The organism is Holosporales bacterium (genome assembly GCA_031263535.1).
In the GTDB taxonomy this organism is placed as follows: Bacteria; Pseudomonadota; Alphaproteobacteria; order UBA3830; family JAIRWN01; genus JAIRWN01.
On sequence record JAISFO010000026.1, the window covers coordinates 1 to 23,606 of the forward strand.

The following is a 23,606-nucleotide window of genomic DNA, read 5'->3' on the forward strand; positions in this document are numbered from 1 at the left end:
CGTTGAGACATGCGAAGGAGCGTTTAACAAGTGGGGCAATCCCAACTGTGATGGGTATTACTATAAGGAGGACGGCTCTTTATGGATAGCTGACGAAAACGGTAAAGAAAGTCTCGTCAGCCCAAGCTATATAAGAGTTATCGCATTGAGTAGAACACCCGAAAGTGATGAGTGGACCAAACGAGTAGAGTTCAAGGATTCTGATAATCACAATCAGATTGTTAATATACGTTTCTCGATTCTTTTGGACAATAAAGAACCTTTAAAAATCCTAGCAGACAAAGGCTTAGATTTTTCTACTAGCTCCAAAAAGAATATATTAGCTTACTTGCAGGAAGCGAAGTCGCCAAAGAGGATTCGACAGATTAAAAAGCCTGGTTGGATCAAGGAGCATCAGTACATATGTCAATCATTTGTGGCTGTGCATTCCTAATGCTCAAGAAGTGTATGAGTTAGCAGAAAGTACTCAAGACTGGGGGTATGACCAAAAAGGTACCCTGAAAAGGTGGCAGGAGAATGTAGGTAAATACTGTGCTGGCAATCATATCCTTACACTTGCTGTGTTGATTGCATTGAGTGGTCCATTATTGAAGTTTTTTCCGAATATAGGATCAACCATTTTTCATTTAGCGGGGGAGACCTCTAAAGGTAAGACGACTGCACTTCAAATAGCTGCTTCTATTTGGGGACACCTTAAGCAGTTTTTAATGCAGTGGCGCTTTACTGACAATGCCCTTGAAGGGATTCTTACGCTCCACAATGATGGCTTTTTGGCTCTTGATGAACTTAGCCAGTTGGCTGTCAAGAAGTTTGGCCCAGTGATTTACATGATCTCTAACGGAAGGAGTAAGGGAAGATTCAGCAAAGATTCAGAGCTCAAAGAGATCAAGTCTTGGCGTTTAAATATTTTAAGTAGTGGTGAGAGTGGGCTAGAGGACACGCTAAATGAGACTGGTGATAAAGTTAAAGGTGGCATGGAGGTAAGGTTTATCGAGATAGATACGCTCATATCTGATGAGATTGGGATATTTAACACTTTACATGATTTTGAGCCTACGGATTCGTCCAAACGTAGAGAGCAAGCTGCTAAGTTTGCCAATCATCTTAAAGATGTTGCTGCTAAGTATCCTAGCGTAGTCGCTTATGAGTTTATGAGTAGGCTGGTTGCGTTAATATCCGAGACGCCGGGGTTTGCAGATAGTTTATACAAACTCTATAAAGTAGCGTTAGATGGGTTGGTTTCGAAGTTTAAATTAGCGGATGCCGATAGCCAAGTGCTTAGAGTAGCAGAGTCATTTGCTGTACTCAAAGTGGCTGGGACTATGGCTATTAGGCTTAAGGTGCTGCCTGAAACATTCGAGATTGAAGAATCGATAAGCTTTAACTTTGCTCGTTGGTTAAGCGGCCGAGGAGGGAAGAAGAACGTTGAGGGGGAAGAAATAGTTCAGCATGTGAGGGATTACTTAATACAGTATCAAGACAGATTTAAAAAGATCACTAAAAATACAGATGATGGGAAATTGGCAGTATACCCAGGGCAGTCAGTGATACAAAACTCCTTGGGATATGTAAATGTCTGTAAAGAACAAACTGTCTACTATGTCATCCCCAAAGTCTTCCGAGACGAAATTTGCAAATACTACAGCGTAAAGTCAGTACGTAATGCACTACATAAAAAAGGGATGCTGCAAGAAAAAGATGGAGCAAATGCACGTGTCAGAATTGATGGCATGCAAAACAGATATGTTATTCTTCCTGTCAACCATGAGGCTGTTGAACAAAACTCTACAAAGAATGATACTAACTAAAAATGAAATGTTCTGTTTTTTACACAAAAAACTGTCTTACTTCCTCAGTGTTTGTTTTTTGGCCCTAGGATGGGGAAAATGCTGAAACAAAATGCCAAAACAGCATTGTTGCAGAGACAGAAGATCTGTCTCAAGACAAAGGTTTTTTTACGAACTTGTCTCTGCAAAATCCGCATTGTACAACCATTTTAGAGGAGATGAGACAGTAAGACAGAAAAAAAACATCAAAAACGGCATACTCTAAAATTTATGTTTTTAGGAATAAATGGTAATGGAAAAAAGTAGTCAAAAGTAAGTCAGTATAATTTGACTGATAGGGTGTGATTGGTTTTATTAGAGAGGCTGTTATGAAGAGGACATTGGAGATAGTGGATGGAGAGCTCAAGGTCGAGAATGCTCGCTTAGAGAAAGTGAAAGGAGGGATAGATATTTGTTCTATGACGACTTATACTCCAATCATTACTTTGATGCGAACAGCTCTCTGATAGAGAGCATAGCATTAATCAATGCTAAACAATATAATCACAATCCCATAAAAGCTTCCGTCACCTAATCACAAAAGTTGTACACCAGTTGTACAAATTATAAATATCTAAACAATCTTAAAAAATAAAACTACCCATAAAGTCAGTAAATATCTTGGTAGCGGAGGAGGGAATTGAACCCCCGACACGCGGATTATGATTCCGCTGCTCTAACCAACTGAGCTACTCCGCCAGTGAAAATCTTGATGAAAATCCTTTTCTGAAAATGCAATATATACTTAACATTGTCGTAGTTCTACAACACAGAAAACCGCCCGTTCAAGTAAGAAATGCAACAATTGCACGAACTTTGGCTGCAAAAACATCATAAGAAAAAAATCTCAAACAGGGCGGTATCCTAGCACTTTTTTCGGACAATTATTAATTTATTCTTTTCGGATTTTTTCCTTTTGGGCTTTTAGAGTTTTTAGCAGACATTGCTGTATCAGTCCGTTTATATGATCGTTAACCCTATGTCGCAAGACTTGTGTGGCTGTGCGAATGCGGCTGATTAAATTAAGGCACGAAAAATGATGAGCGTCTAAAGGTTCTTGAAGTGGGAGCTTTTCTCGCCTCACATTTATAAAACAAAACGATTCTTATAAATGAGGGGCTAAAGTTATTTAAGATAATCTGTGGTTCCAAAGCCAAAAAACGCTAAAACAAGTCCTAAAGATTTGCTGAGTATCAGCGGTACGGCTGCACAAAAAAATCGCGAAGGCTTAAAGCTATATATACAAAATCGCGCTCTTTTTCTTACTTTTGAGATCTGGATATTGATTCATTCAGCCGTGGGATAAAACAACTTCGCTAAAAAGTTTTCCGTTTTTGATATTTTCAATTGCTGCTTTTACCGCTTCTACAGTGTTTGGCGGCAAGTTGTTTTCTTTGAAAAATTTCAGGCCTCCGCATTTGTGAGGCTCTATATTACGAATTTCTCCGGAATATTTTTTACAGATAATAAAAAAATACACATAAGGACGATCGCCATAAAAATACATGACGTGAGCAACTTCCAGGTCATCGCGTTTTATATCGATATTCGCCTCTTCTTTTGCTTCGCGAATAAGGGCGTCAATTATGCCTTCGCCTTCTTCAGCGTGTCCGGCCACCATGCTCCAGCTTCCGTCTCGGTATCCAGTGTTTTGCCGGAGCGAGAGAAGAACTTCATCGCCCTTCCTCAACAACAGATAAACGGCAATGCGGGATTGTAACCTTGCCCGCTTTTCTTCAGGCATATGCAGTTTTTTTTGAATGAGCTGCCCCAGATAAAGACGCTTAACGCCAGCAATTACGGGGTTGTTTTACCATCAAATATAAGGTTTAGTAAACATTAAGATACACACGCTAGCCATATGAGCAAACTTCCTTTCATACACCTGCGTACGCATTCTGCATATTCGCTGTCGCAAGGGGCGCTTAAGGTACACGACCTTGTTGAGCTATGTGTTGAAAGTCGCATGCCAGCGGTTGCTTTGACCGATTTTGGCAATCTGTTCGGCGCGCTGGAATTTTCAATCGAATGTGCAAAAAGTGGCATCCAGCCGATCATTGGCTGCGCTTTAAATATGCGGTCATTAATGGGGAAAGACCAATTTATGCCAACGTCTGCCGGTGGAAAACACAACCAATATCAGCTGATCCTGCTGGTCCAAAGCGAAGCTGGCTATAAAAACTTGATAAAACTGGCAAGTGAATATTACTTGCAGTCGCCAAATCCAAATGAGCCGGAACTTACGCTAAAGCAGCTTCAAAACCGCACAGATGGGCTGATTGCACTAAGCGGCGGTAAATATGGGGAAATAGGGCAAATGTTTGCTTCTGGCAAAAAAGACATAGCCTTATCATGTGCCGATATATTAAGCGAGCTGTTCCGCGACCGCCTGTATATAGAAATATCCCGGCATAATGACCCCATAGAGCAACAGATCGAAGACGATTTAGTAAATTTGGCCTTTGATAAAAAGCTGCCCTTGATTGCAACCAACAACGTGTTTTTTGCTTCTCCAAAAACCTATGAAGCGCACGATGTGCTTTTATGCATTGGACAAGGCGTTACTTTAGCTGAGTCACAACGAGCAACCTCATCCCCAGAGTATTATTTTAAGTCGGACGACGAGATGCGAAGCCTGTTCGACGACCTGCCAGAGGCGATCAACAATACGGCAACAGTTGCACAGCGCTGCGCTTTTGTTATCGAAAAAAAGAAGCCAGTTCTGCCGACTTGCCCGGTATCCGAGGGGCAGACGGAGGAAAGCGAATTGCGGCGTAAGTCCCTAGAAGGCCTAGAGAAACGCTTGGTTTCGGCCAAAAGACTTTATGGTATTACCGACGCAGAGTTCGAAGATTTTGCCAAGAAATACCACGACCGAATGGAATACGAAATAAAAGTCCTGATCCAAATGGGATTTTGCGGATACCTCCTGATAGTTGCTGATTTCGTGCAATGGGCCAAGTCAAAAAATATCCCGGTCGGCCCTGGCAGAGGGTCTGGGGCTGGCTCGGTTGTCGCTTGGGCGCTTACTATTACCAATGTTGATCCTATAAAATTTTCGCTGCTGTTTGAGCGATTTCTTAATCCGGAGCGCGTCTCTATGCCGGACCTCGACATTGACTTTTGTCAAAAGCACCGCGACAAGGTCATAGAATACGTCAGGGAGAAATACGGGTACGACAGGGTTGCCCAGATAATCACATTTGGTAAGTTGCAAGCTAGGGCTGTGCTGCGCGATGTGGGCCGCGTTCTGCAGCTGCCATATATGTATGTAGACAAGATATGTAAGCTGGTGCCCAATAATCCCACGCTTAACATGACGATTGAGCAAGCGATTAAGATAGAGCCAGCCTTGCGAAAATATATCGAGGACGACCCCAATATTAAACAGCTTGTCGATATATCGATTCAGCTGGAAGGCTTGTATAGGCACGCTTCAACCCATGCGGCCGGGGTGGTGATAGGGCGAGACCCGCTGGAAGAGACCGTAGCGCTTTACCGCGACCCTAAATCCGATATCCCCGTTACCCAGTTTAACATGAAGTATGTTGAGCAAACTGGCCTTATAAAGTTTGACTTTCTTGGGCTGAAGACACTTACGGTCATTCAGCAAACGATCGACCTGCTTAAAAAGAGAGGGATCGATATGGTAATCGAGGAAATCCCTCTAGACGATAAAAAGACGTTCAATCTTTTCGACAGGCTTGAGACATTGGGCGTGTTCCAAGTCGAAAGCGGCGGGATGAAAGATGTTATCAAGAATATGCGCCCAGATCGCTTTGAAGATCTGATTGCTTTGGTGGCATTGTATCGACCTGGCCCGATGGACGACATCCCAAGGTACATAGCGTGTAAGCACGGCAAAGAGAAGGTCGTCTATGCCCACCCGATTATTGAGCCAATACTTAAAGAAACTTATGGAGTAATGGTCTATCAAGAGCAGGTCATACAAATAGCCCAGGTCCTAAGCGGTTATACGCTTGGGCAGGCTGACCTACTTAGAAGGGCGATGGGCAAGAAGATTAAGGAGGAAATGGACGCTCAGCGCAAAAGGTTCGTGGAAGGTGCGGCCGAAAAAAATAACGTCGAGCCTGAGCTGGCCAACCAATTATTCGACCAAATAAGCAAATTCGCTGGATATGGATTTAACAAATGCCATGCAACGCCTTATGCGCTGCTGTCGTATCAGACCGCTTACCTTAAGGCCAACTGCCCGGTCGAGTTTATGGCCGCTTTAATGAATCTTGATATGGGCAATACGGAAAAGCTTTGCGCCTATAAGCAAGAGCTTCAGAATATGGGAATTCCCCTGCTGCCGCCCGATATAAATAAGTCAGAGTCAGAGTTTTCGGTCGAGCCTTTAGAAGGCAAACTTGCCATCAGGTACGCCCTTTCGGCCATAAAAGGCCAAGGTGGGGCCGCAATGACGACCATTGCCAACAAGCGGGAAGAGCTTGGTCGACCTTTTGTGGGACTAGTAGATTTAGCAAGTCAATTTGACTCCAAAGTATCTAACAAAAAGCATTTCGATGGACTTGTAAGCGCCGGCTGTTTTGACAGCATCAATCCAAACAGAAGGACATTGTTCGAAAATGTAGAAAAAGCCCTGGCGATAGGCCAAAAGCAACAAGAAATGCAAAATTCGCCTCAAGAGAACCTTTTTGAGACTAAGCGCGAAGTCAAATACGACAAGGATTTTTTCGCCGAAAGCCCCAGGTGGTCCAGCCTTGAGCAGTTAAGCTATGAGCTTAAGGCCTTTGGCTTTTACATGTCTTCGCATCCTTTGGAAAGCTATAAACAATATCTGGACAAATTGTTTATACACGGCTCGTCCGAGCTTAAAGACTTTTTCAAAAGCAATCCTGGCGAGCATTGCTATGTGGCGGGTGTTGTTCTTGATGTAAGAACCAAAACGTCCAATAACGGCAAGAAGCTGGCGTTTGTGACAATGTCCGATCTGCAAAGTACATTTGACGTTGTAGTATTTTCTGAACTTCTGGCCGAAAGCCGTGGCCTGCTTGAAATTGGTAAAATGCTCAGGACATCTGTATATGGTAAAATGCAGGAAGAGGATTTGCGTTTAGGCGCTAAAAGCATAGAAGCGATAGAAGACGTTGTAACGCGAAAAATCGACTCATTGCATCTTATCTGCAGGTCGAAGGAAGAGCTTAAACAACTTCAAAAAACGCTTGCGCAGTTTACCCCTGAAGAAACTGGGGCGGAAATAACAGTTTGTATAGATATCGGCGACTATCAAGCAGAGGCGGTCTTGGGCAAATACGGCCTAACCGCAGAAATTCTTCTTGCGCTTGATAAATTCGTTGCGGCAGTATAGAAGGGGCCTGTTAAAGCTTGTTGTGACCAAAGCACCTTTATGCGTATACACTTTTCTGGGGACGGCGATCGTGCAGCCCAAGCTATAAAGTCGCTGTCAAAAAGCTATGGTAACTGTGACGCAGCCGAGGCTGACGTCATTGTCGCCTTGGGCGGAGACGGTTTTATTCTTAGGACAATACACGAGAATATCTCCTGCAACGTGCCTATATACGGAGTAAACCACGGAACTGTCGGCTTTCTGACTAACACAAAAGAACTTGATGACCTTCCGGCCAGGATTTCTGCATCTGTGCCCAGCATATTGCATCCGCTTTTTATGGAGGGAACAGACGCAAAAGGCCAACGGCACTGTGCTTTTGCTTTCAACGAGGTATATCTTTTTCGGCAGACGCGCCAAGCCGCTAAGCTTAAAATAAAAATATCCGGTATTACTCGTTTAGACGAAGTAATCAGTGACGGCATAATAATCAGCACCCCGGCAGGCAGCACGGCCTATAACCTCTCTGCCCATGGCCCGATAATTCCCATCGGCTCGGATTTGTTGGCGTTAACCCCTATAAGCACGTTTCGCCCTCGCAGATGGAAGGGAGCCCTGCTTAAAAACTCTGAAGTAATTGAAATAGAAGTGCTAGAGGCCCCAAAGCGCCCAGTCAGCGTAGTTGCCGACCATATTGAGTTTAGGGATATATATACGGTTTCGGTGAAGCAGGATCCTGACAGGTCGGCGACTTTACTGTTTGACAGCAACCACAAACTAGAGGACCGGGTCCTCAGCGAGCAATTTTTGTCTTAGGATAATGGCAATTCATTCTTCGCTTACCGCTATCTCACTCAAGGGCTTTGCTGATAGTGTCTACAGATGGTGAGGGAGTGCTGCCGTTGGTGCCAATAATATGAATTCTCGTTCTATCCAAAGGCTCTTCGCGTAAGGCTTCGTAGATTGAGTGTTTTTCGTCACTGCTGGGCAGGCCGGTGTCCAGATCCACCCTTTGAAACTTAACGCCTTTGGGTACGCGGAAAGGCGCTGTTTTGTAATAAGATCCTATATTTTCAAAAAACTTAATCAAGATTGGCAAAGGTAAGTTGGCCCCAAGGACTTTCTCACCTAAACACTCTGGTTGGTCGAAAAATATGCATATGCCGACGACCAGGTTCGGGGTATAGCCAAAAACCCAAGTGTCGTCGCTATTGCTGGTAGTCCCAGTTTTACATGCAAACGGAAAATCAAAATGCCTGGCCCTTATTGCGCTGCCACGCCTGGACGTTCCTTCTAGAATATGGGTAATTTGATAGACGCTTATCGCATCAAACATCTGTTCGGTGTCGTCCGTTATCTCTGGAGGCGCGTCTGACATCGGGCCAATGTGCATGACCCCTTCACATATCCTTCTGTCACCCTTAAATATCACGCGGCCGTTTTTATCTTGTACCTGGTCGATAAGCACAGGAGCAACGCTTCTGCCGCCATTGGCAAGGATACAGTAGGCACGCGCTAGCTTCATAAGCGTAGTCTCGCCAGCCCCCAAAACCGTTGCCGGATAAATGTTAGGGCTTTGAAGGATGTCAAGTTTCTGCAGGGTTCTGGCAATGGCCTCTAACCCAACTTCCTGAGACAGCGCGACTGTAGCATTGTTGATAGAGCGCTCAAGCGCGCTTCTGAGCGTTACATCTCCGTAAAATTTGTTGGTAACGTTGTGTGGCGTCCAAGCTTCTTGACCTGGGCCGAGCTCAATCGACAGAGGTTCATCTCGGACTATAGAGATAGGCTCAAACCCACAGTCCATAGCCGTCAAATATATGAACGGTTTGATTATAGAGCCAGGTTGCCTTACCGCCTGGGTTACGCGGTTATACTCGCTGACGGCATAGCTGTATCCTCCATGCATAGCCAACACTCGGCCATTAAGCGGATTCATTACGATAATAGCGCCCTGAGCCTTGGGTAATTGCCTTAGGGCAAAGCTGCCGTTTTTGATTGCTTCGACCCATACAACATCGCAAATTTTCAAAACATCCGATGGCAGCTTAACTTGCGGCCCAAGCAGGCTTTTACCCAGGCTTTTTCTGGCCCACTTAAGCTCCGCCAGTGGTATTTTGCCAACAGCGCCGTTTATCAGCTTAATCTCAGCATTATCTTTGTAAAGCGCCGTCACACATGCAATCGTCCAGCCGTTGCCCAACTTAGGCAGCGTTCGTGCGATTTTTTTAAGTTCATCCGCGTATTTGGACAAATTTATGTTGGCTATTGGGCCGCGCCAGCCGTATTTGCGATCAAACTCTAAAATACCGTCACAAAGGCATTGCTCAGCCAGGCTTTGAAGTTCCGGATCCAAAGTTGCATGTACGCTGTATCCGGCTTTATAGACATTGTCTGTGCCAAATTTACTGACTAAAAACCGCCGTATTTCCTCGGTAAAATAGTCTGCTTTGAACAGCTGGCGCTCTTCAATTGGGGTAAGGCTTAGCGGTTCCTGTCGGGCAGCGTCAGCTTCCTGCTGGGATATAAATTTATTCATAAGCATCCGGTCGATTACCCAGTCACGACGCTCTATTGCCCGCGCGTAGTGCTTTTTTATGCTGTAATTGGCGGCGCCCTTCGCTAGGCCTGCCAGATATGCACACTCGCCAAGTGTCAATTCATCCAAAGCTTTGTCAAAATAAGATTGAGCAGCAACCGCAACACCATAAGCAGCAGTACCATCGGCCCCAACGCCCAGGTATATCTGGTTAAGATAGAGCTCCAGTATCTTGTCCTTAGGGATAGAGGCGTCGATAACTATGGCCAAAAGGGCCTCTTTGATTTTTCTGATCCAAGAGACCCGATTACCGGTCATCATGTTTTTGGCCACTTGTTGTGTTATTGTCGAAGCGCCAACCAAACGTTTTCCTGTACCAATATTACCCAAATTGATAATTGCCGCCCTTATGATCCCAAGAAAATCCAACCCTTTATGTTGATAGAAGGTCTTATCCTCAGCCGCAAGGAAAGCATCGATTAACTTTTGCGGCACAGTGTCGATTGGCACAAAAACCCGCTTTTCCATGAAATATTCTGATAAAAGCTTCCCGTCAACAGAGTAAACCCGACTTACCAGCGGGGGCGTATAGTGGTCTATAAGCGAGTAATTAGGAATCGCCGCGCTGTAGTGCCTAACGGAAAACAACAGCCCTACAGCCGCGCAAATTGACAGTGTTATAAGCGTTACGCAAGCTACAGTAATTGACCAAAAAAATTTACGCAAAGACATGAAAGCCGCACGAGAATAAACGAGGGCTATTTTATCATAAAGTTTCAGATTCAACCATTTCGGGTTGCTGATGTAGCGAGTGCGTCAACGATATATTACATGCAGGGAGTTTGTTTTGGCTCTGGACACGGTTGGCAACATAGTGTAGCATCGCCCTTAACAGCAACGTGTTGAGGCGTTTATGAGTAAAAGGACCTATCAGCCAAGTAAGCTTGTCCGCAAGCGTCGCCATGGCTTTCGCTCTAGAATGCAGACTGTTGGCGGCAGAAGAGTGCTTCGTGATCGTCGCGCTAAGGGTCGGATTAAATTATCCGCCTAATCTGACCTATCGGGCATAAATATTCACATCGCGCGAAATCCACAACAAAAGCTTAAAATCAAATCAGCGGCACTTGCTGCCTGTTTGGTTTTATGTCAGGGCTTTCCCCCCGATTACGCCTTAAGCTCAAGGAAAACTCCAACAGTCCCTGACAAAAAAGTCATTAAAGTTCGCGGGCCTTTTATCCCTTCATACGGCTCAGACAATCCAAAGCTTACCATTGTCGTTTACACCGACTGTCTTTGTCCAAAGTGTTATGGAGTCTTGCGCGACCTGAGTGTTATGGCTAAAAAATATAAGAAAATTAGAATTGTATATAAAGAGCTTCCTGTGCATGGCAGGCTGTCGCTGGATTGCTCTGCTATGGCGCTGGCGGCCCATTCCCAGGGGAAATATTGGGCCTTTAAAGCAAGCGCCGAACAGTACTTTAAAGATATGGAAGGAAAGCCCAAAGCGATGCCAAATTGCTGGACTCCGGCGGCTCGCGCAGGCTTGAACCTGAGTCTAGCAAAGCAGGCTGTTAACAGCATTGCTGTTATACAAGAGCTTAAATCAAACTTTGATGAAGTAATGTCTTTAATCCCTGATCCAGACACGCCTATAATCGTGCTAGGCAACACTGTGATAAAAGGTGCTATACCTAAAGATAAGCTAGACGACATAATAAGGCAGAAATTGCGTTCGATAGATTTATGAAGCTTATACTTATTGACGGCTCTGGTTTTATATATCGGGCGTTTTACGCTCTGCCGAAACTGATCAGCAAATACGACCAAACGCCAGTTGGCGCTGTGTATGGCTTTTGCAATATGACGCTGTCGATCGCAAACGCTCATAAGCATGACTATATTGCCGTTGTTTTTGACGCTGGCCGAAAAACTTTCAGGCATGAAATATACGCTGAATACAAAGCCAACAGAGGCGATGTGCCAGAAGATCTTATCCCCCAGTTCCCAATGGTTAGGACGGTATGCGACGTCCTGGGCATCCCACATATGGAAGAAAATGGAGTAGAAGCCGATGATTTAATTGCTTCCTATACCGCCAAAGCTAAAGAGTCCGGTTTACTGACAGAAATCGTGTCGTCTGACAAAGATTTAATTCAGGTGATGGGCGACAATGTCGAAATTTACGATCCAATGAAGTCTAAATTTTTGTCCAGCGAAAGTGTTTTCGAAAAATACGGAATATACCCGCATCAGATGATTGATTTTCAAGCATTGGTTGGCGATGCCAGTGATAATATCCCTGGGATAGCCGGAGTTGGGCCCAAAACCGCAGCCATGTTGTTGCAACAATTTGGGTCACTGGATAGTATATTTGCCAACCCTGACCAAATTACACCGATTAAGGTTAGGGAAAGGCTCGTCAAATACAAAGAGGACGCTTATATTTCAAAAAAACTGTCTACGTTAAGGACAGATCTTATTATTGAGACGCCGATTGAAAACCTTGTTCGCCGCCAAATTGTGCCCGATGTAGCATATAGCTTTTTCAACAAGCATGGTTTTAACAGCATCATAAGTCGCTGGCTTCAGGATGATTTGAACTTGCTTTGACAAATAAATTAAAAAAACTATTTGCAAAATAATGCGCCAAATGATATAGCTGCTTAAATTTTATTAATTACAAAAAATGAAAAAGATTTTTACCGCCATATTTATATCAGTTTCGTCTGTTTGCTATTCGGCTGCACCAGATCCGTTGATTCAAAAGTTCTCGTCAGCGGAAAATTTTGATCAAGTTAGAGACTATTTATTCCCGATGTTATCTCCTGAGGGACGGGCGGCTTTGGAAAAATTCCGGCATGTTAACATCGAAGTTCGGGATGAAAGAATCGTAAATGTCTGGCTCGACATGAATAGGTCGGCGGTAATTGAGTGCTGCCAACAAGTTAAAGAAAATATTGTGCAAGAAATGCAAGCGTTTGCTGATGATAAAGGAATTAACGTTTCGAATCTAAGTGAGGCTGTGGATGAGACGTTCAGCTTTTTAGATCGTAATTACTTACCTAAAATGGAAGAGGATGAGAGTAGTAGATTTTTTGGATCATTAAATTATACTCCTCCATTTCGTGATGATTCATTACACTCTGAGTTTCGACAGAGCGCTAAAAATTGTTGTTTTATTAATTGGTGTAAATACAGAGATGAGGTTTGCCTGGGTTGTGTAAATCGAAGGCAGATCGAAGAAATTGCAAATGCTTCCGATCCTGTTCTGGCTGAGCTGTCCGATTTTGCAAGACCGGTATCAAGATGCCCTGCCGGCAGCGACAGATTTGGTATTTCGCCAGACAACTTGATGCTAATAACGTTTGACAGCGTCATGGCTTGCTTAGAACAGCAGGGGTTAAAGAGTCCGGCTGCTTTTAGAAATTTAGTTGACGACCAACAACAGATAGCTGTTTCTTGGGGAAGGGTTTTACAAAAGTCGTCGTTTTATATAGAGGTTAAGACCGGATTTAGTGGTTCGGTATTACTTGCTGTAATTGATTCAGAGAAAGAGCGCTATTCACAAACGCTACATCATTTTGTCGAGGGCATCGTACCTGATATGTCTAGGACGGAACGAGAAAGTTTTGTGATGTTTTTAGCGGCACACGAATTACGTGCGCCTCAAAACGCTGGCTTGATCATCATTTTATCATCGTTATATAACGCGAAAAAGTCTCTTTTTGCCATGAATTATCCGGTTTTAGTTTTTAATACAGAAATTGGTTCAGAGTTTGATCTTTATGCAATTTCTTGTCAGAGCTATGAAGCAGAAAGTTATCACATGAATCATCGCTTGATCTTTAAGCATGAGCTGTTTCACGGGAGTCATTTATGTCTTGGGTTTTCGTCTTTGAGTAGTAGTCAAGAAGATCCTTTCTGGTCCATTTATTCTAAAAATCCTTTTACAAAAGCAATTTGCTCAAACGAATACGAAACAGTTTCCACGAAAATTCAAGCAAAAGTTACAGAATTAATGGGGCAAGGACCACAAGATGATGCAGAAAAATTGAGCGCCTTAGCGCGATGTTTAATCCCTGTTTCTCCCGAAGCCACCTCTTCTGTAGCTGAAGAATTTACGCCTCAATCTTTTTCGGAAGCACTGACAAAGTTTACTTTTAGCGAAATTTGGTCCTACTCCGAAGAATTTGCCACCATCACTGGAGTGCGATTGGTAAATGGTAAAGTATTCGTCGAACAATGCAGCGACCTTGGCGTGTCGCTTGAGACAGGAGAACCTGCTCGGTGGGGACACTTGGCTGGTGAAAAAGAAGGCTGGATCGAGTATATTAATCAGCGCATATCAAATGCTGAATACTGCTACTCCGGTTCGGAAGTTTTACCTTTCGCCGAGTGGTATTATAGGGAATTATTGACATCGCTTGTCTGGAATCTCGCGCCAGATCCAGATGCATTTAGAATCCTTACTGAGCTTTATCAGATGAAGGACTGATTGTTGATGAAATCGACCAGATTATTTTAAAAATATAACTTTTTAGTTTTTTTATATAAAATATCTCTTTAATATTTCTAATTAGTCTGATAATAATTAACTAAGTTTTAAAACGATCTGTATCTGTGCAATACCCTTCTTTTATACCGAGGGCGCGGTGTGCCGTCGCTCAGCGATGGGCTTTCTGTAAACAAAACTGGAGCAAACAATGATAAAAGGCTTTACCGAGCGTAAAAGGCTGCGTAAGCATTTCGGCAAAATTCAAGAAGTAATGGATATGCCGAACCTTGTTGGACTGCAACGCCATTCCTATGAGCGTTTTTTGCAAGCCGACGTCTCGCCAGAAAACAGGGTTGACGAAGGGCTACAGGCTGCTTTTAAGTCTGTTTTTCCGATAAAAGACTATTCTGGTCGAGCTCAGATAGATTTTCAAAAATATTATTTTGATGAGCCGAAGTACGACGAAAATGAATGCCGTCAGCGTGGATTAACGTTTGCAGTACCGCTTAGGGCGACTTTCAGGCTGCTTATCTGGGACGTCGACGAAAATACCGGCAAACGCTCTGTTCGAGATATAAAAGAACAAGACGTCTATATGGGCGATATTCCGCTCATGACGATTAACGGTACGTTTATTGTAAATGGTGTTGAGCGGGTTGTTGTTTCGCAGATGCAGCGCTCGCCTGGGGTGTTTTTTGATCATGATAATGGGAAAACCCACGCGTCCGGTAAGTTCTTGTTTGCCGGGCATGTGATTCCTTACCGTGGGTCTTGGCTTGACTTTGAGTTTGATGCCAAAGAGTTCATCAACATTCGCATAGACCGCAAGCGCAAGCTTCCTGTGACGACTTTGCTGATGGCGTTGCCGTCTGACGAAACTGAAAAAGCGATAGTTAAAGCCGAAAAAGCCGGCAAGCCACTCGACAAATCCCAAGCCTGTGGTATGAGCAAGGAAGAGATTCTTTCTTATTTTTACAAAAGGATACACTACCGGCATAACAAGAGCGAAAGCTTCTGGCGAAGGGAGTTTTTCCCGGCAGCGCTTGCAGGCGTTAGCTTGGATAAGGATTTAATTGACGCCAAGACGGGCGAGGTTGTGCTTAAGGCTGGCGCCAAGGTTAACAACAAAGTGCTGTCAAAGCTAGAGTCAGCCGGCCTGAAAGAATTGGTTGTTCAGCCGGAAGACATTGTTGGTAAGTACAGCGCAATTGATATCGTAAACATGTCCAACGGATTGGTTCTGGTGGAAGCTGGGGATGAGCTTACTGAAGAAAGCCTTAAGTTTTTGGAAGAGCAAGGAATCAACGAGCTGGATGTTTTGTTTATCGACAATATACACGTTGGTGGATACATACGAAATACTTTGGCGGCTGATAAGAACAACAGCCGGGAAGAAGCGCTTGCGGATATCTACCGGATAATGCGCCCGGGTGAGCCCCCGACCATAGAAGGCGCAGAGCTGCTGTTCAGCGGGCTGTTTTTTGATTTTGAGCGGTATGACCTGTCTGCCGTGGGGCGCGTAAAGCTTAACGCCAGGCTTGGGTTTGAACATGACGATACGCCAAGAGTACTTACCAAAAGGGATATTGTAGCTTCAGTAAAGATCCTGCACGACTTGAAAGACGGAATAGGCGAGGTTGATGATATAGATAACCTTGGCAATCGCAGGGTACGCGCCGTTGGCGAGCTGCTTGAAAATCAATTCCGTATAGGGTTATCCAGAATAGAGCGTGCCGTGCGGGAAAAGATGGGCGGCGTTGAGATAGAAAACGCCATGCCTAATGACGTTATTAACGCGAAGCCTGTTTCGGCCACTGTAAGAGAGTTTTTTGCCGGATCTCAGCTGTCTCAGTTTATGGATCAGACCAATCCATTGGCCGAAGTAACCCATAAAAGACGAATTTCTTCGCTGGGGCCAGGCGGGTTATCTCGTGATCGCGCTGGGCTTGAGGTTCGCGACGTCCATGCGACTCATTATGGGCGAATCTGCCCGATTGAGACCCCAGAAGGCCCGAATATCGGCCTTATAAACTCGCTGGCGATTTTTGCGCGTGTTAACAAATATGGATTTATTGAAACGCCATACCGCAAGGTAAACGACGGCGTTGTGACGGACGAGATCGTATATCTGTCGGCTTTGGAAGAGGCAAAGTATACGATTGCGCAAGCTAATTCAGAGACTGCCGGTGATGGCAGGTTAGTCGGTGAATTAGTGGTGTGCCGTAAAAACGGGGATGTAATCACTGTTTCGCCAAAATCGATTGATCTTATGGACGTTTCGCCTAAGCAAGTAGTCTCTGTAGCAGCGGCGCTTATACCAGCGCTTGGTAACGACGACGCCAGCCGTGCTTTGATGGGGTCGAACATGCAGAAACAGGCAGTACCGCTTCTCAGAAGTCAAGCACCGCTTGTTGGAACGGGCGTTGAGTGCGCGGTTGCAAGGGATTCTGGCGTGACAATCGTAGCCAAACGGGATGGAGTGGTTGATCAAGTAGACGCCAATCGTGTCGTTATAAAAACTACAGGCAAGCGCAGTTTCTCGTCAGTTGGCGTTGACATATATAACCTCCGTAAGTTCGAGTGCTCTAACCAAAATACCTGCATCAATCAGCGGCCTTTGGTCAGAAAGGGCGATGTGATAAAGACTGGAGATATCATAGCCGACGGCCAGTCAACAGAGCTGGGTGAGTTAGCGCTTGGCGAAAACGTCATGGTGGGGTTCATGCTGTGGCAAGGATTAGGCTTCGAAGACGCGATTATAGTATCCGAAAGGCTGGTCAGTAATGATCATTTTACCTCGGTACACATCGAAGAGTTCGAGGTTATAGCTCGTGACACCAAGCTTGGTAATGAAGAGATTACCAGGGATATCCCTAACATAAGCGAAGAGACCTTACATAACCTTGATGAAGCCGGAATAGTGTACGTAGGCGCAGAGGTAAAAGCCGGCGATATTCTGGTGGGTAAGATTACCCCTAAAGGCGAATCTCAGCTGTCGACAGAAGAAAAACTGCTTCGCGCAATATTTGGTGAGCGGGCTTCTGATGTGCGAGATACGTCGTTGCGTGTTTCGCCAGGGGCGGCAGGCACAGTTATCGACGTGAAGGTATTCTCGCGTACTGGGCTTGAAAAAGACGAGCGTGCTTTGGCTATTGACCAAGTCGAAATCGATCGCCTGTCCAAAGATTTTGAAGCGGAAAAAGAGATTATAGAAAAAGATTTCTATTTCAGGCTTTCAGAACTGCTTAAAGGTGAGACTGTAGCTTCCTCTCCAGATAAAAGCCTGGTCGGCAAGAAGATTACAGGTGCCATGCTGTCCACCCTTGGTAGAGGCAAATGGCGTCAGCTTAAGATAAAGGGCGAAGAGGCGGCTAAAGATATAGAAAAGCTGATTAAACAATTCGACTCGATAACCGAAAATCTTAAAAAGAAATTTGACGATCGGATTGAAAAGCTGCGCAAGGGGGATGATTTAGCCCCGGGGGTTCTTAAAGTAGTGCGGGTATACGTGGCCGTTAAACGTAAGATTCAGCCAGGGGACAAAATGGCCGGTCGCCACGGAAACAAAGGCGTTGTCTCAAAAGTAGTGCCGGTCGAGGATATGCCGTATATGGAGGACGGAACGCCTATAGACATAATCCTTAATCCGCTTGGTATTCCGTCGCGTATGAACATTGGTCAGGTCCTTGAGGCTCATTTGGGCATGGCTGCACATGGCCTCGGCAAGCAGATCGAGAAAACCCTGCTAAGCATGACGGGAAGTGAAGAAAACTTAGACGTTATAAGGGATCAGCTTAAAGAGATATATACCGCCAAATCGGATAAAAAAGAGCTAGATAAGCTGGATGACGGTGAGATTGCAGAATTGGCGGTTAACTTAACCAAGGGCGTGCCTATGGCAATGCCGGTATTTGACAGCGCCAGTAATGACGAAGTCTCTGAGAATCTGAAGGCGGCTGGGTGCAGTCCTACTGGCAAAGTTCGTCTTATCGACGGCAGAACCGGCGAATACTTTGATCGTGAGGTTATGGTAGGTCACCTTTATATGATCAAGCTGGATCACATGGTCGATGACAAAATGCATGCACGGTCCGTAGGCCCCTACAGTTTGGTTACTCAACAACCTCTTGGCGGTAAGGCGCAGTTTGGTGGGCAGCGTTTCGTTGAAATGGAAGTCTGGGCGCTTCAGGCATATGGCGCCGCTTATACCTTGCAGGAAATGCTTACGGTTAAGTCAGATGATGTAGAGGGGCGAACCAAAGCCTATGAAACCATCATAAAAGGCAATCAAAACATAGAGCCCGGCATGCCAGAGTCGTTTAATGTTTTGGTGAAAGAGCTGAACGCTTTGGCGTTTAATCTTGAATTCTTGGAAGGCAACTCTTAAGGGAGAAAGGCACAATGGCAGAGCAGTTACACAAAATTTTCGGTCAAATCAATAAAATAGACAGCTTTGACGCTATCAGGCTTTCTATCGCCAGTCCGGAAAGAATAAGGTCTTGGTCGTATGGCGAAATCAAGAAGCCCGAGACCATAAACTATCGAACGTTTAAACCAGAAAAAGACGGATTGTTCTGCGCAAAGATCTTCGGCCCGGTGAAAGATTATGAGTGCTTGTGCGGCAAATATAAGCGCATGAAGTATCGCGGCGTTATCTGTGAAAAATGTGGCGTTGAGGTGACTTTATCAAAAGTTCGCCGTGAGCGTATGGGCCACATCGAACTTGCATCCCCGGTTGCGCATATATGGTTCACTAAATCTATGCCAAGCCGAATCGCTTTGATGATCGACATATCCGTCAAGGAGATGGAGCGGGTTTTGTACTTTGAAAGTTTTATCGTAATAGAGCCCGGTTTAACGCCATTACAGCAGTATCAATTACTTAATGAAGATGAGTATTACAGCGCCACAGAAGAATATGGCGAAGATTCATTTACCGCCGGCATTGGAGCAGAGGCGCTTAAATCCATCCTGGCGTCGATCGATCTTAAGGGCGAGTTGATCAAGCTTCGCCAAGAGCTGAATGAAAGTCAGTCTGAAATCCGACGCAAACGCATTATAAGACGGCTAAAGTTGATAGAAGGTTTCGTCAAATGGGGTACCAGGCCGGAGTGGATGATTCTTGACTGCATCCCGGTAATTCCACCGGAACTTAGGCCTTTGGTTCCGCTGGATGGTGGACGCTTTGCGACTTCTGACCTGAACGATCTGTATCGGCGAGTTATAAATCGAAATAACAGATTACGCCGGCTCATAGACTTGCGTGCCCCGGATATCATTGTTCGAAATGAAAAACGCATGCTTCAGGAAGCGGTTGATGCTCTGTTTGATAACGGCCGACATGGACGAGTCATTACTGGAGCAAATAAGCGTCCATTTAAGTCGCTGTCCGATATGCTTAAAGGTAAGCAAGGTCGGTTCAGACAAAACCTGCTTGGTAAGCGAGTGGACTACTCTGGCCGTTCGGTAATCGTTGTCGGTCCAACTTTAAAGCTTCATCAGTGCGGCCTGCCTAAAAAGATGGCGCTTGAGCTCTTTAAGCCGTTTGTATATGCCAAGCTTGAGAAGTACGGCCATGCCATAACGATAAAGAATGCCAAACGCATGGTGGAAAGAGAGCGTGACGAAGTCTGGGACGTTCTGGAAGAGGTAATTCGTGAGCATCCAGTCTTGCTGAACCGTGCGCCTACATTGCACAGGCTGGGTATTCAGGGGTTTGAGCCAGTTTTGGTTGAAGGAAAAGCTATCCAGCTGCATCCGCTGGTGTGCGCGGCTTTCAACGCAGACTTTGACGGCGATCAGATGGCTGTGCACGTACCTTTATCTGTTGAAGCTCAGCTGGAGACCCGCGTTTTGATAATGTCTACTAATAACATCCTAAGTCCATCGAGCGGTAAGCCAATCATAGTGCCAAGCAAGGATATCGTGTTAGGCATATATTACCTTACGATGGCTCGTGAGAAAGATCCCGGTGAAGGCAGTCTGTTTGCCGATATAGGTGAAATAGAACAAGCCTTGCAGCAAAAGCAGATAACCCTGCACTCCAAAATAACAACCAGGGTTCGCCTGACAAACAGCGACGGAACGGATGGGCTGGAGCGTGTGGAAACAACTGCGGGTCGGGTAATACTTTCCCAAATCCTGCCCAAGCATGCTGATTTGCGTTTTTCTTTGGTTAATAAGCACTTCGCGAAAAAAGACATAGATACCTTGATTGGCGAGGTTTATCGCTATTGCGGGCGGAAGGAGACGGTGATTTTTGCTGACCAGCTTATGCAGTTGGGGTTCAAGTACTCTACTGTATCTGGGCTGTCGCTTGGCAAGGATGACTTTATCGTGCCTAAGCAGAAAGACAAGATTATCAACGAGGCTCGTAAGCAAGTGGCAGAGTTTGAGCGTCAGTATATGGACGGGCTTATCACTTATGGTGAGAAGTACAATAAAGTTGTCGACGTCTGGTCCCAGTGTACGGACAAAGTTGCCGAAGCTATGATGGCGGATATATCAAAGGCCAAGCCCGGTGAGCCAGAAAATCCGATGTACATGATGGTGCATTCTGGGGCAAGAGGCTCGGCCGCTCAAATGCGGCAGGTATCTGGTATGCGCGGTCTTATGACCAAACCGTCTGGAGAAATTATCGAAACGCCAATTATGTCCAATTTTAAAGAAGGGTTGTCGGTGCTTGAATATTTCAACTCAACACACGGAACCCGCAAAGGGTTGGCCGATACCGCTTTGAAAACAGCTGACTCTGGTTATCTTACCAGAAGGTTAGTTGATGCGGCTCAGGACTGTGTGGTGGTTGAAGGTGATTGCGGCACACATGATGGTCTGATGATCTCGGATGTGGTTGACGGGGAAGAGGTCGTGTCGTCCATGTTGGACCGCATCCTTGGCCGCGTTGCTGCCGATGATGTAAAGTATCCAGATGACGATACTGTTATCGTTGCAGCTGGTGAGATGATAGACGAAGGTTGTGCGGATAAAATCGCTCAAGCCGGGGTTACTGAGGTAAAAGTCAGGTCTGCTCTTACTTGCGCTGCTAAGCATGGCGCTTGTGCCAAATGTTATGGACGAGACTTGGCGTGTGGAGCCTTGGTCAGCGAAGGAGAGTCCGTTGGCGTTATCGCGGCGCAATCCATTGGCGAGCCAGGAACTCAGCTGACACTTAGAACCTTTCATATAGGAGGGGCCGCGCAGCGCGGAGCCGATAAGTCCTCGATCGAGGCTTTGACAGACGCCAAAGTAAAGGTAAAGGCCAGAAAACTGGTTAAAGACAGAAACGGCCGAAAGGTCATAACTAACCGGTTCTCTGAGGTCGCGCTTATCGATGCAAAAGGCAAGGAAATCGTGTCTTACAAGCTGCCATATGGGTCGTTTTTATTGGTTGACGATAAAGACCAAGTCAAACGCGGTCAGAAATTGGCCGAGTGGGATCCATACATACTTCCAATCATTACCGAGCAATCGGGGCGTGTGAAGTATATTGATCTCATAGACGGCGTGTCCATACGTGAAGTTATTGATGAAACGACGGGTGTTTCCACTAAAGTAGTAGTCGATTGGCGTCAGCAAACCATTGGTGGAGCTGATATTAAGCCGCAAATCTTAATCGTTGACAGCAATGATAATCCTATAATCCTATCAAATGGCCAGGAAGCGAAATACTATATATCTGTTGACAGTATTATTTCCGTCAACAACGGCGAAGAGGTTCATGCTGGTGACATTTTAGCGCGCTTGCCGCGCGAATCAGGTAAAACGCGAGATATTATCGGTGGTCTGCCTAGGGTATCTGAGCTGTTTGAGGCTCGCGCACCAAAAGATCGCGCAGTAATCAGCGATTTTGACGGTACGGTTGAATTTGGCAAAGACTATAAGGGCAAGCGTAGAATTGTGATCAATCCTACCAATAAAGATCTTCCTCCTGCCGAGTATATGGTTTCTAAGCTAAAGCACGTCACTGTGCAAGAGGGGGATTTGGTTAAGAAAGGCGATGTTATTATCGACGGCGATCTTGCTTTGCAAGATATACTTCAGACCATGGGTGTTGAGGCGCTCGCCAACCATTTTGTTAATGAAGTCCAAAGCGTTTATCGCCTGCAGGGCGTGTATATAAACGATAAGCATATTGAGGTTATTCTGCGTCAAATGCTGCAAAAAGTAGAGGTTCTTGACGCTGGCAGCACTCCGCTGGTTGTAGGCGAGCTGGTAGATAGGCTGGATATAGGCGCCATAAATGATCAAGCAATTAAGAATGACGGTACTCCTGCATTTTACAGGCCAATCCTGCAAGGAATAACTAGGTCATCCTTACAAACCAAATCGTTTATTTCTGCTGCGTCTTTCCAAGAAACAACTCGCGTGCTGACGGAAGCTGCAACTATGGGCAAAGTCGATGAGCTTACGGGGCTTAAAGAGAACGTCATGGTTGGCCGCTTGATACCGGCAGGAACCGGTCATGTTGTCAAAAAAATCCGCAAAGCCGCTGAGCTTTTGGACAACGCCGTATCTTCTAACAGCATAGCGGCTTGATATATAATCTAAAGGATTTAGGCGGCACTGCAGGAAAACAAGAAGATAAGCGCAATTTCAAATTGAAGATTTATTTTTAAATATATTAGGCGAAAAAATATCTGCTGATATTCTTAGGGAAACAAAAAAGAGGGCCGAGGCCCTCTGTTATTAAAAACTGTCTAAAAATATCAATCAAATAACTCATGCACTTGAGCTATTGCTTGACAATATTGATCTAATTTTTCTTTTTCGTCAAATAATTTGTCAATAATACGACCAATTGAATCAAATTTAAATATACTATCCTCCTCGAAAGGGCTGGAAGGATCCTTTTTCTTACTTGCTATCGCTTCGGAAAGTACACGATAAAATACGTCTTGTTTATCGTAACCAGCGCAGCGCATAGCAGCGTATTCAACTATTAAAAATTGATAAGCAGTAAATACGTTTTCATGAAAGAACATATCAGCTATAAGGTGAACCCCTTTTTCTTTAAGGCTAGCTGGCGATTTAGTTGATATTTTTAGCAAAAAGCTGTCTGTATCCTGAGTAAACTCTGACATACCGAGCGTACCCAACTCAGTTGCACCCGCTTTTTTAATCCACTTCATATGTGCAAGAGAAGGATTATCCTCCCAATTGTATATTATCTTTTCATGCTCCTCTAGCGCATCAAATCGTGTTGCAGCTGATGGAGCACTCATTAACGATTCATCTACATCCGTCCAACGACCGTCCGGTCTGAGAGTAGCATTACTATCAAAAGCTCCACCTAAACCTAATAAAGCAATACTACCAACCAACCAAGTTTTTTTAGTAATCATAATTTCTCCTAATATAAATTCCAATAACCATTAATACTTTACAAAAAAAATTTTCAGAAGTCAACACTTTTTTACAAAATTTATCCTGACA

The 23,606-nt window shown here is 44.9% G+C and carries 13 protein-coding genes, 1 tRNA gene and 1 pseudogene; 11 read left to right on the forward strand and 4 right to left on the reverse strand.

What is annotated here, in order from left to right; all coding sequences use genetic code 11:
- Positions 1-85 precede the first annotated feature (85 nt).
- The 3 genes and pseudogenes from LBL30_02985 to LBL30_02995 all read left to right on the forward strand — a co-directional run bounded on the left by LBL30_02985 (position 86) and on the right by LBL30_02995 (position 2,293).
- A pseudogene (locus LBL30_02985) lies at positions 86-890 on the forward strand (DUF927 domain-containing protein).
- A gap of 432 nt (positions 891-1,322) precedes the next feature.
- A complete protein-coding gene (locus tag LBL30_02990; protein MDR1032059.1) occupies positions 1,323-1,808 on the forward strand; it encodes a hypothetical protein in 486 nt (161 codons plus the stop codon).
- A gap of 347 nt (positions 1,809-2,155) precedes the next feature.
- Entirely contained in the window at positions 2,156-2,293 is a 138-nt protein-coding gene (locus LBL30_02995) for a hypothetical protein (GenBank protein ID MDR1032060.1), read from the forward strand.
- 155 nt (positions 2,294-2,448) lie between these two features.
- Here the strand turns inward: LBL30_02995 and LBL30_03000 are convergent.
- Positions 2,449-2,525: transfer RNA gene (locus tag LBL30_03000), tRNA-Met, on the reverse strand.
- A gap of 592 nt (positions 2,526-3,117) precedes the next feature.
- Positions 3,118-3,570 carry an NUDIX domain-containing protein gene (locus LBL30_03005; protein MDR1032061.1) on the reverse strand — a complete coding sequence of 151 codons (453 nt, stop codon included), beginning with the start codon at positions 3,568-3,570 and terminating at the stop codon, positions 3,118-3,120.
- A gap of 117 nt (positions 3,571-3,687) precedes the next feature.
- Here LBL30_03005 and dnaE point away from each other — a divergent pair, with 117 nt between their 5' ends.
- Complete coding sequence (gene dnaE, locus LBL30_03010) at positions 3,688-7,161, forward strand: DNA polymerase III subunit alpha (protein MDR1032062.1); 3,474 nt, start codon at positions 3,688-3,690, stop codon at positions 7,159-7,161.
- A gap of 39 nt (positions 7,162-7,200) precedes the next feature.
- Positions 7,201-7,956 (forward strand): NAD kinase, encoded by a 756-nt coding sequence (locus LBL30_03015; protein MDR1032063.1) that lies wholly within the window; start codon positions 7,201-7,203, stop codon positions 7,954-7,956.
- Positions 7,957-7,990: 34 nt separating this feature from the next.
- Here the strand turns inward: LBL30_03015 and LBL30_03020 are convergent, their stop codons facing one another.
- The gene (locus LBL30_03020; protein MDR1032064.1) at positions 7,991-10,405 is read right to left on the reverse strand and encodes a PBP1A family penicillin-binding protein; all 2,415 of its coding nucleotides are present in this window, start codon (positions 10,403-10,405) and stop codon (positions 7,991-7,993) included.
- 187 nt (positions 10,406-10,592) lie between these two features.
- Here LBL30_03020 and rpmH point away from each other — a divergent pair, with 187 nt between their 5' ends.
- The 6 genes from rpmH (at position 10,593) to rpoC (ending at position 22,709) form a co-directional block, all read left to right on the forward strand.
- Entirely contained in the window at positions 10,593-10,730 is a 138-nt protein-coding gene (rpmH, locus tag LBL30_03025) for a 50S ribosomal protein L34 (protein ID MDR1032065.1), read from the forward strand.
- Between the two features lie 84 nt (positions 10,731-10,814).
- The gene (locus LBL30_03030) at positions 10,815-11,426 is read left to right on the forward strand and encodes a thioredoxin domain-containing protein (GenBank protein ID MDR1032066.1); all 612 of its coding nucleotides are present in this window, start codon (positions 10,815-10,817) and stop codon (positions 11,424-11,426) included.
- Entirely contained in the window at positions 11,423-12,289 is an 867-nt protein-coding gene (locus LBL30_03035; GenBank protein ID MDR1032067.1) for a hypothetical protein, read from the forward strand. The genes LBL30_03030 and LBL30_03035 overlap by 4 nt, the downstream gene beginning before the upstream one ends.
- A gap of 76 nt (positions 12,290-12,365) precedes the next feature.
- Positions 12,366-14,174, forward strand: a complete 1,809-nt coding sequence (locus LBL30_03040) for a hypothetical protein (GenBank protein MDR1032068.1) — start codon at positions 12,366-12,368, stop codon at positions 14,172-14,174.
- A gap of 208 nt (positions 14,175-14,382) precedes the next feature.
- Positions 14,383-18,561 carry a DNA-directed RNA polymerase subunit beta gene (gene rpoB, locus LBL30_03045; protein MDR1032069.1) on the forward strand — a complete coding sequence of 1,393 codons (4,179 nt, stop codon included), beginning with the start codon at positions 14,383-14,385 and terminating at the stop codon, positions 18,559-18,561.
- Between the two features lie 14 nt (positions 18,562-18,575).
- Positions 18,576-22,709, forward strand: a complete 4,134-nt coding sequence (gene rpoC / locus LBL30_03050) for a DNA-directed RNA polymerase subunit beta' (protein MDR1032070.1) — start codon at positions 18,576-18,578, stop codon at positions 22,707-22,709.
- A 170-nt stretch (positions 22,710-22,879) separates the two neighbouring features.
- On the opposite strand, the gene LBL30_03055 is transcribed toward rpoC, so the two are convergent.
- Positions 22,880-23,515: a hypothetical protein gene (locus LBL30_03055; GenBank protein ID MDR1032071.1), complete on the reverse strand. Its 636-nt coding sequence runs from the start codon at positions 23,513-23,515 to the stop codon at positions 22,880-22,882.
- Positions 23,516-23,606: the final 91 nt, after the last annotated feature.

Bases quoted from the DNA above. Each gene is read 5' to 3' on its own strand.
- LBL30_03055 (MDR1032071.1), bottom strand. From the start codon at position 23,515: ATGATTACTAAAAAAACTTGGTTGGTTGGTAGTATTGCTTTATTAGGT.
- LBL30_03015 (MDR1032063.1), top strand. From the start codon at position 7,201: ATGCGTATACACTTTTCTGGGGACGGCGATCGTGCAGCCCAAGCTATA.
- LBL30_02995 (MDR1032060.1), top strand. From the start codon at position 2,156: ATGAAGAGGACATTGGAGATAGTGGATGGAGAGCTCAAGGTCGAGAAT.
- dnaE (MDR1032062.1), top strand. From the start codon at position 3,688: ATGAGCAAACTTCCTTTCATACACCTGCGTACGCATTCTGCATATTCG.
- LBL30_02990 (MDR1032059.1), top strand. From the start codon at position 1,323: ATGGCTATTAGGCTTAAGGTGCTGCCTGAAACATTCGAGATTGAAGAA.
- rpmH (MDR1032065.1), top strand. From the start codon at position 10,593: ATGAGTAAAAGGACCTATCAGCCAAGTAAGCTTGTCCGCAAGCGTCGC.
- LBL30_03005 (MDR1032061.1), bottom strand. From the start codon at position 3,570: ATGCCTGAAGAAAAGCGGGCAAGGTTACAATCCCGCATTGCCGTTTAT.
- rpoB (MDR1032069.1), top strand. From the start codon at position 14,383: ATGATAAAAGGCTTTACCGAGCGTAAAAGGCTGCGTAAGCATTTCGGC.
- LBL30_03035 (MDR1032067.1), top strand. From the start codon at position 11,423: ATGAAGCTTATACTTATTGACGGCTCTGGTTTTATATATCGGGCGTTT.
- rpoC (MDR1032070.1), top strand. From the start codon at position 18,576: ATGGCAGAGCAGTTACACAAAATTTTCGGTCAAATCAATAAAATAGAC.
- LBL30_03040 (MDR1032068.1), top strand. From the start codon at position 12,366: ATGAAAAAGATTTTTACCGCCATATTTATATCAGTTTCGTCTGTTTGC.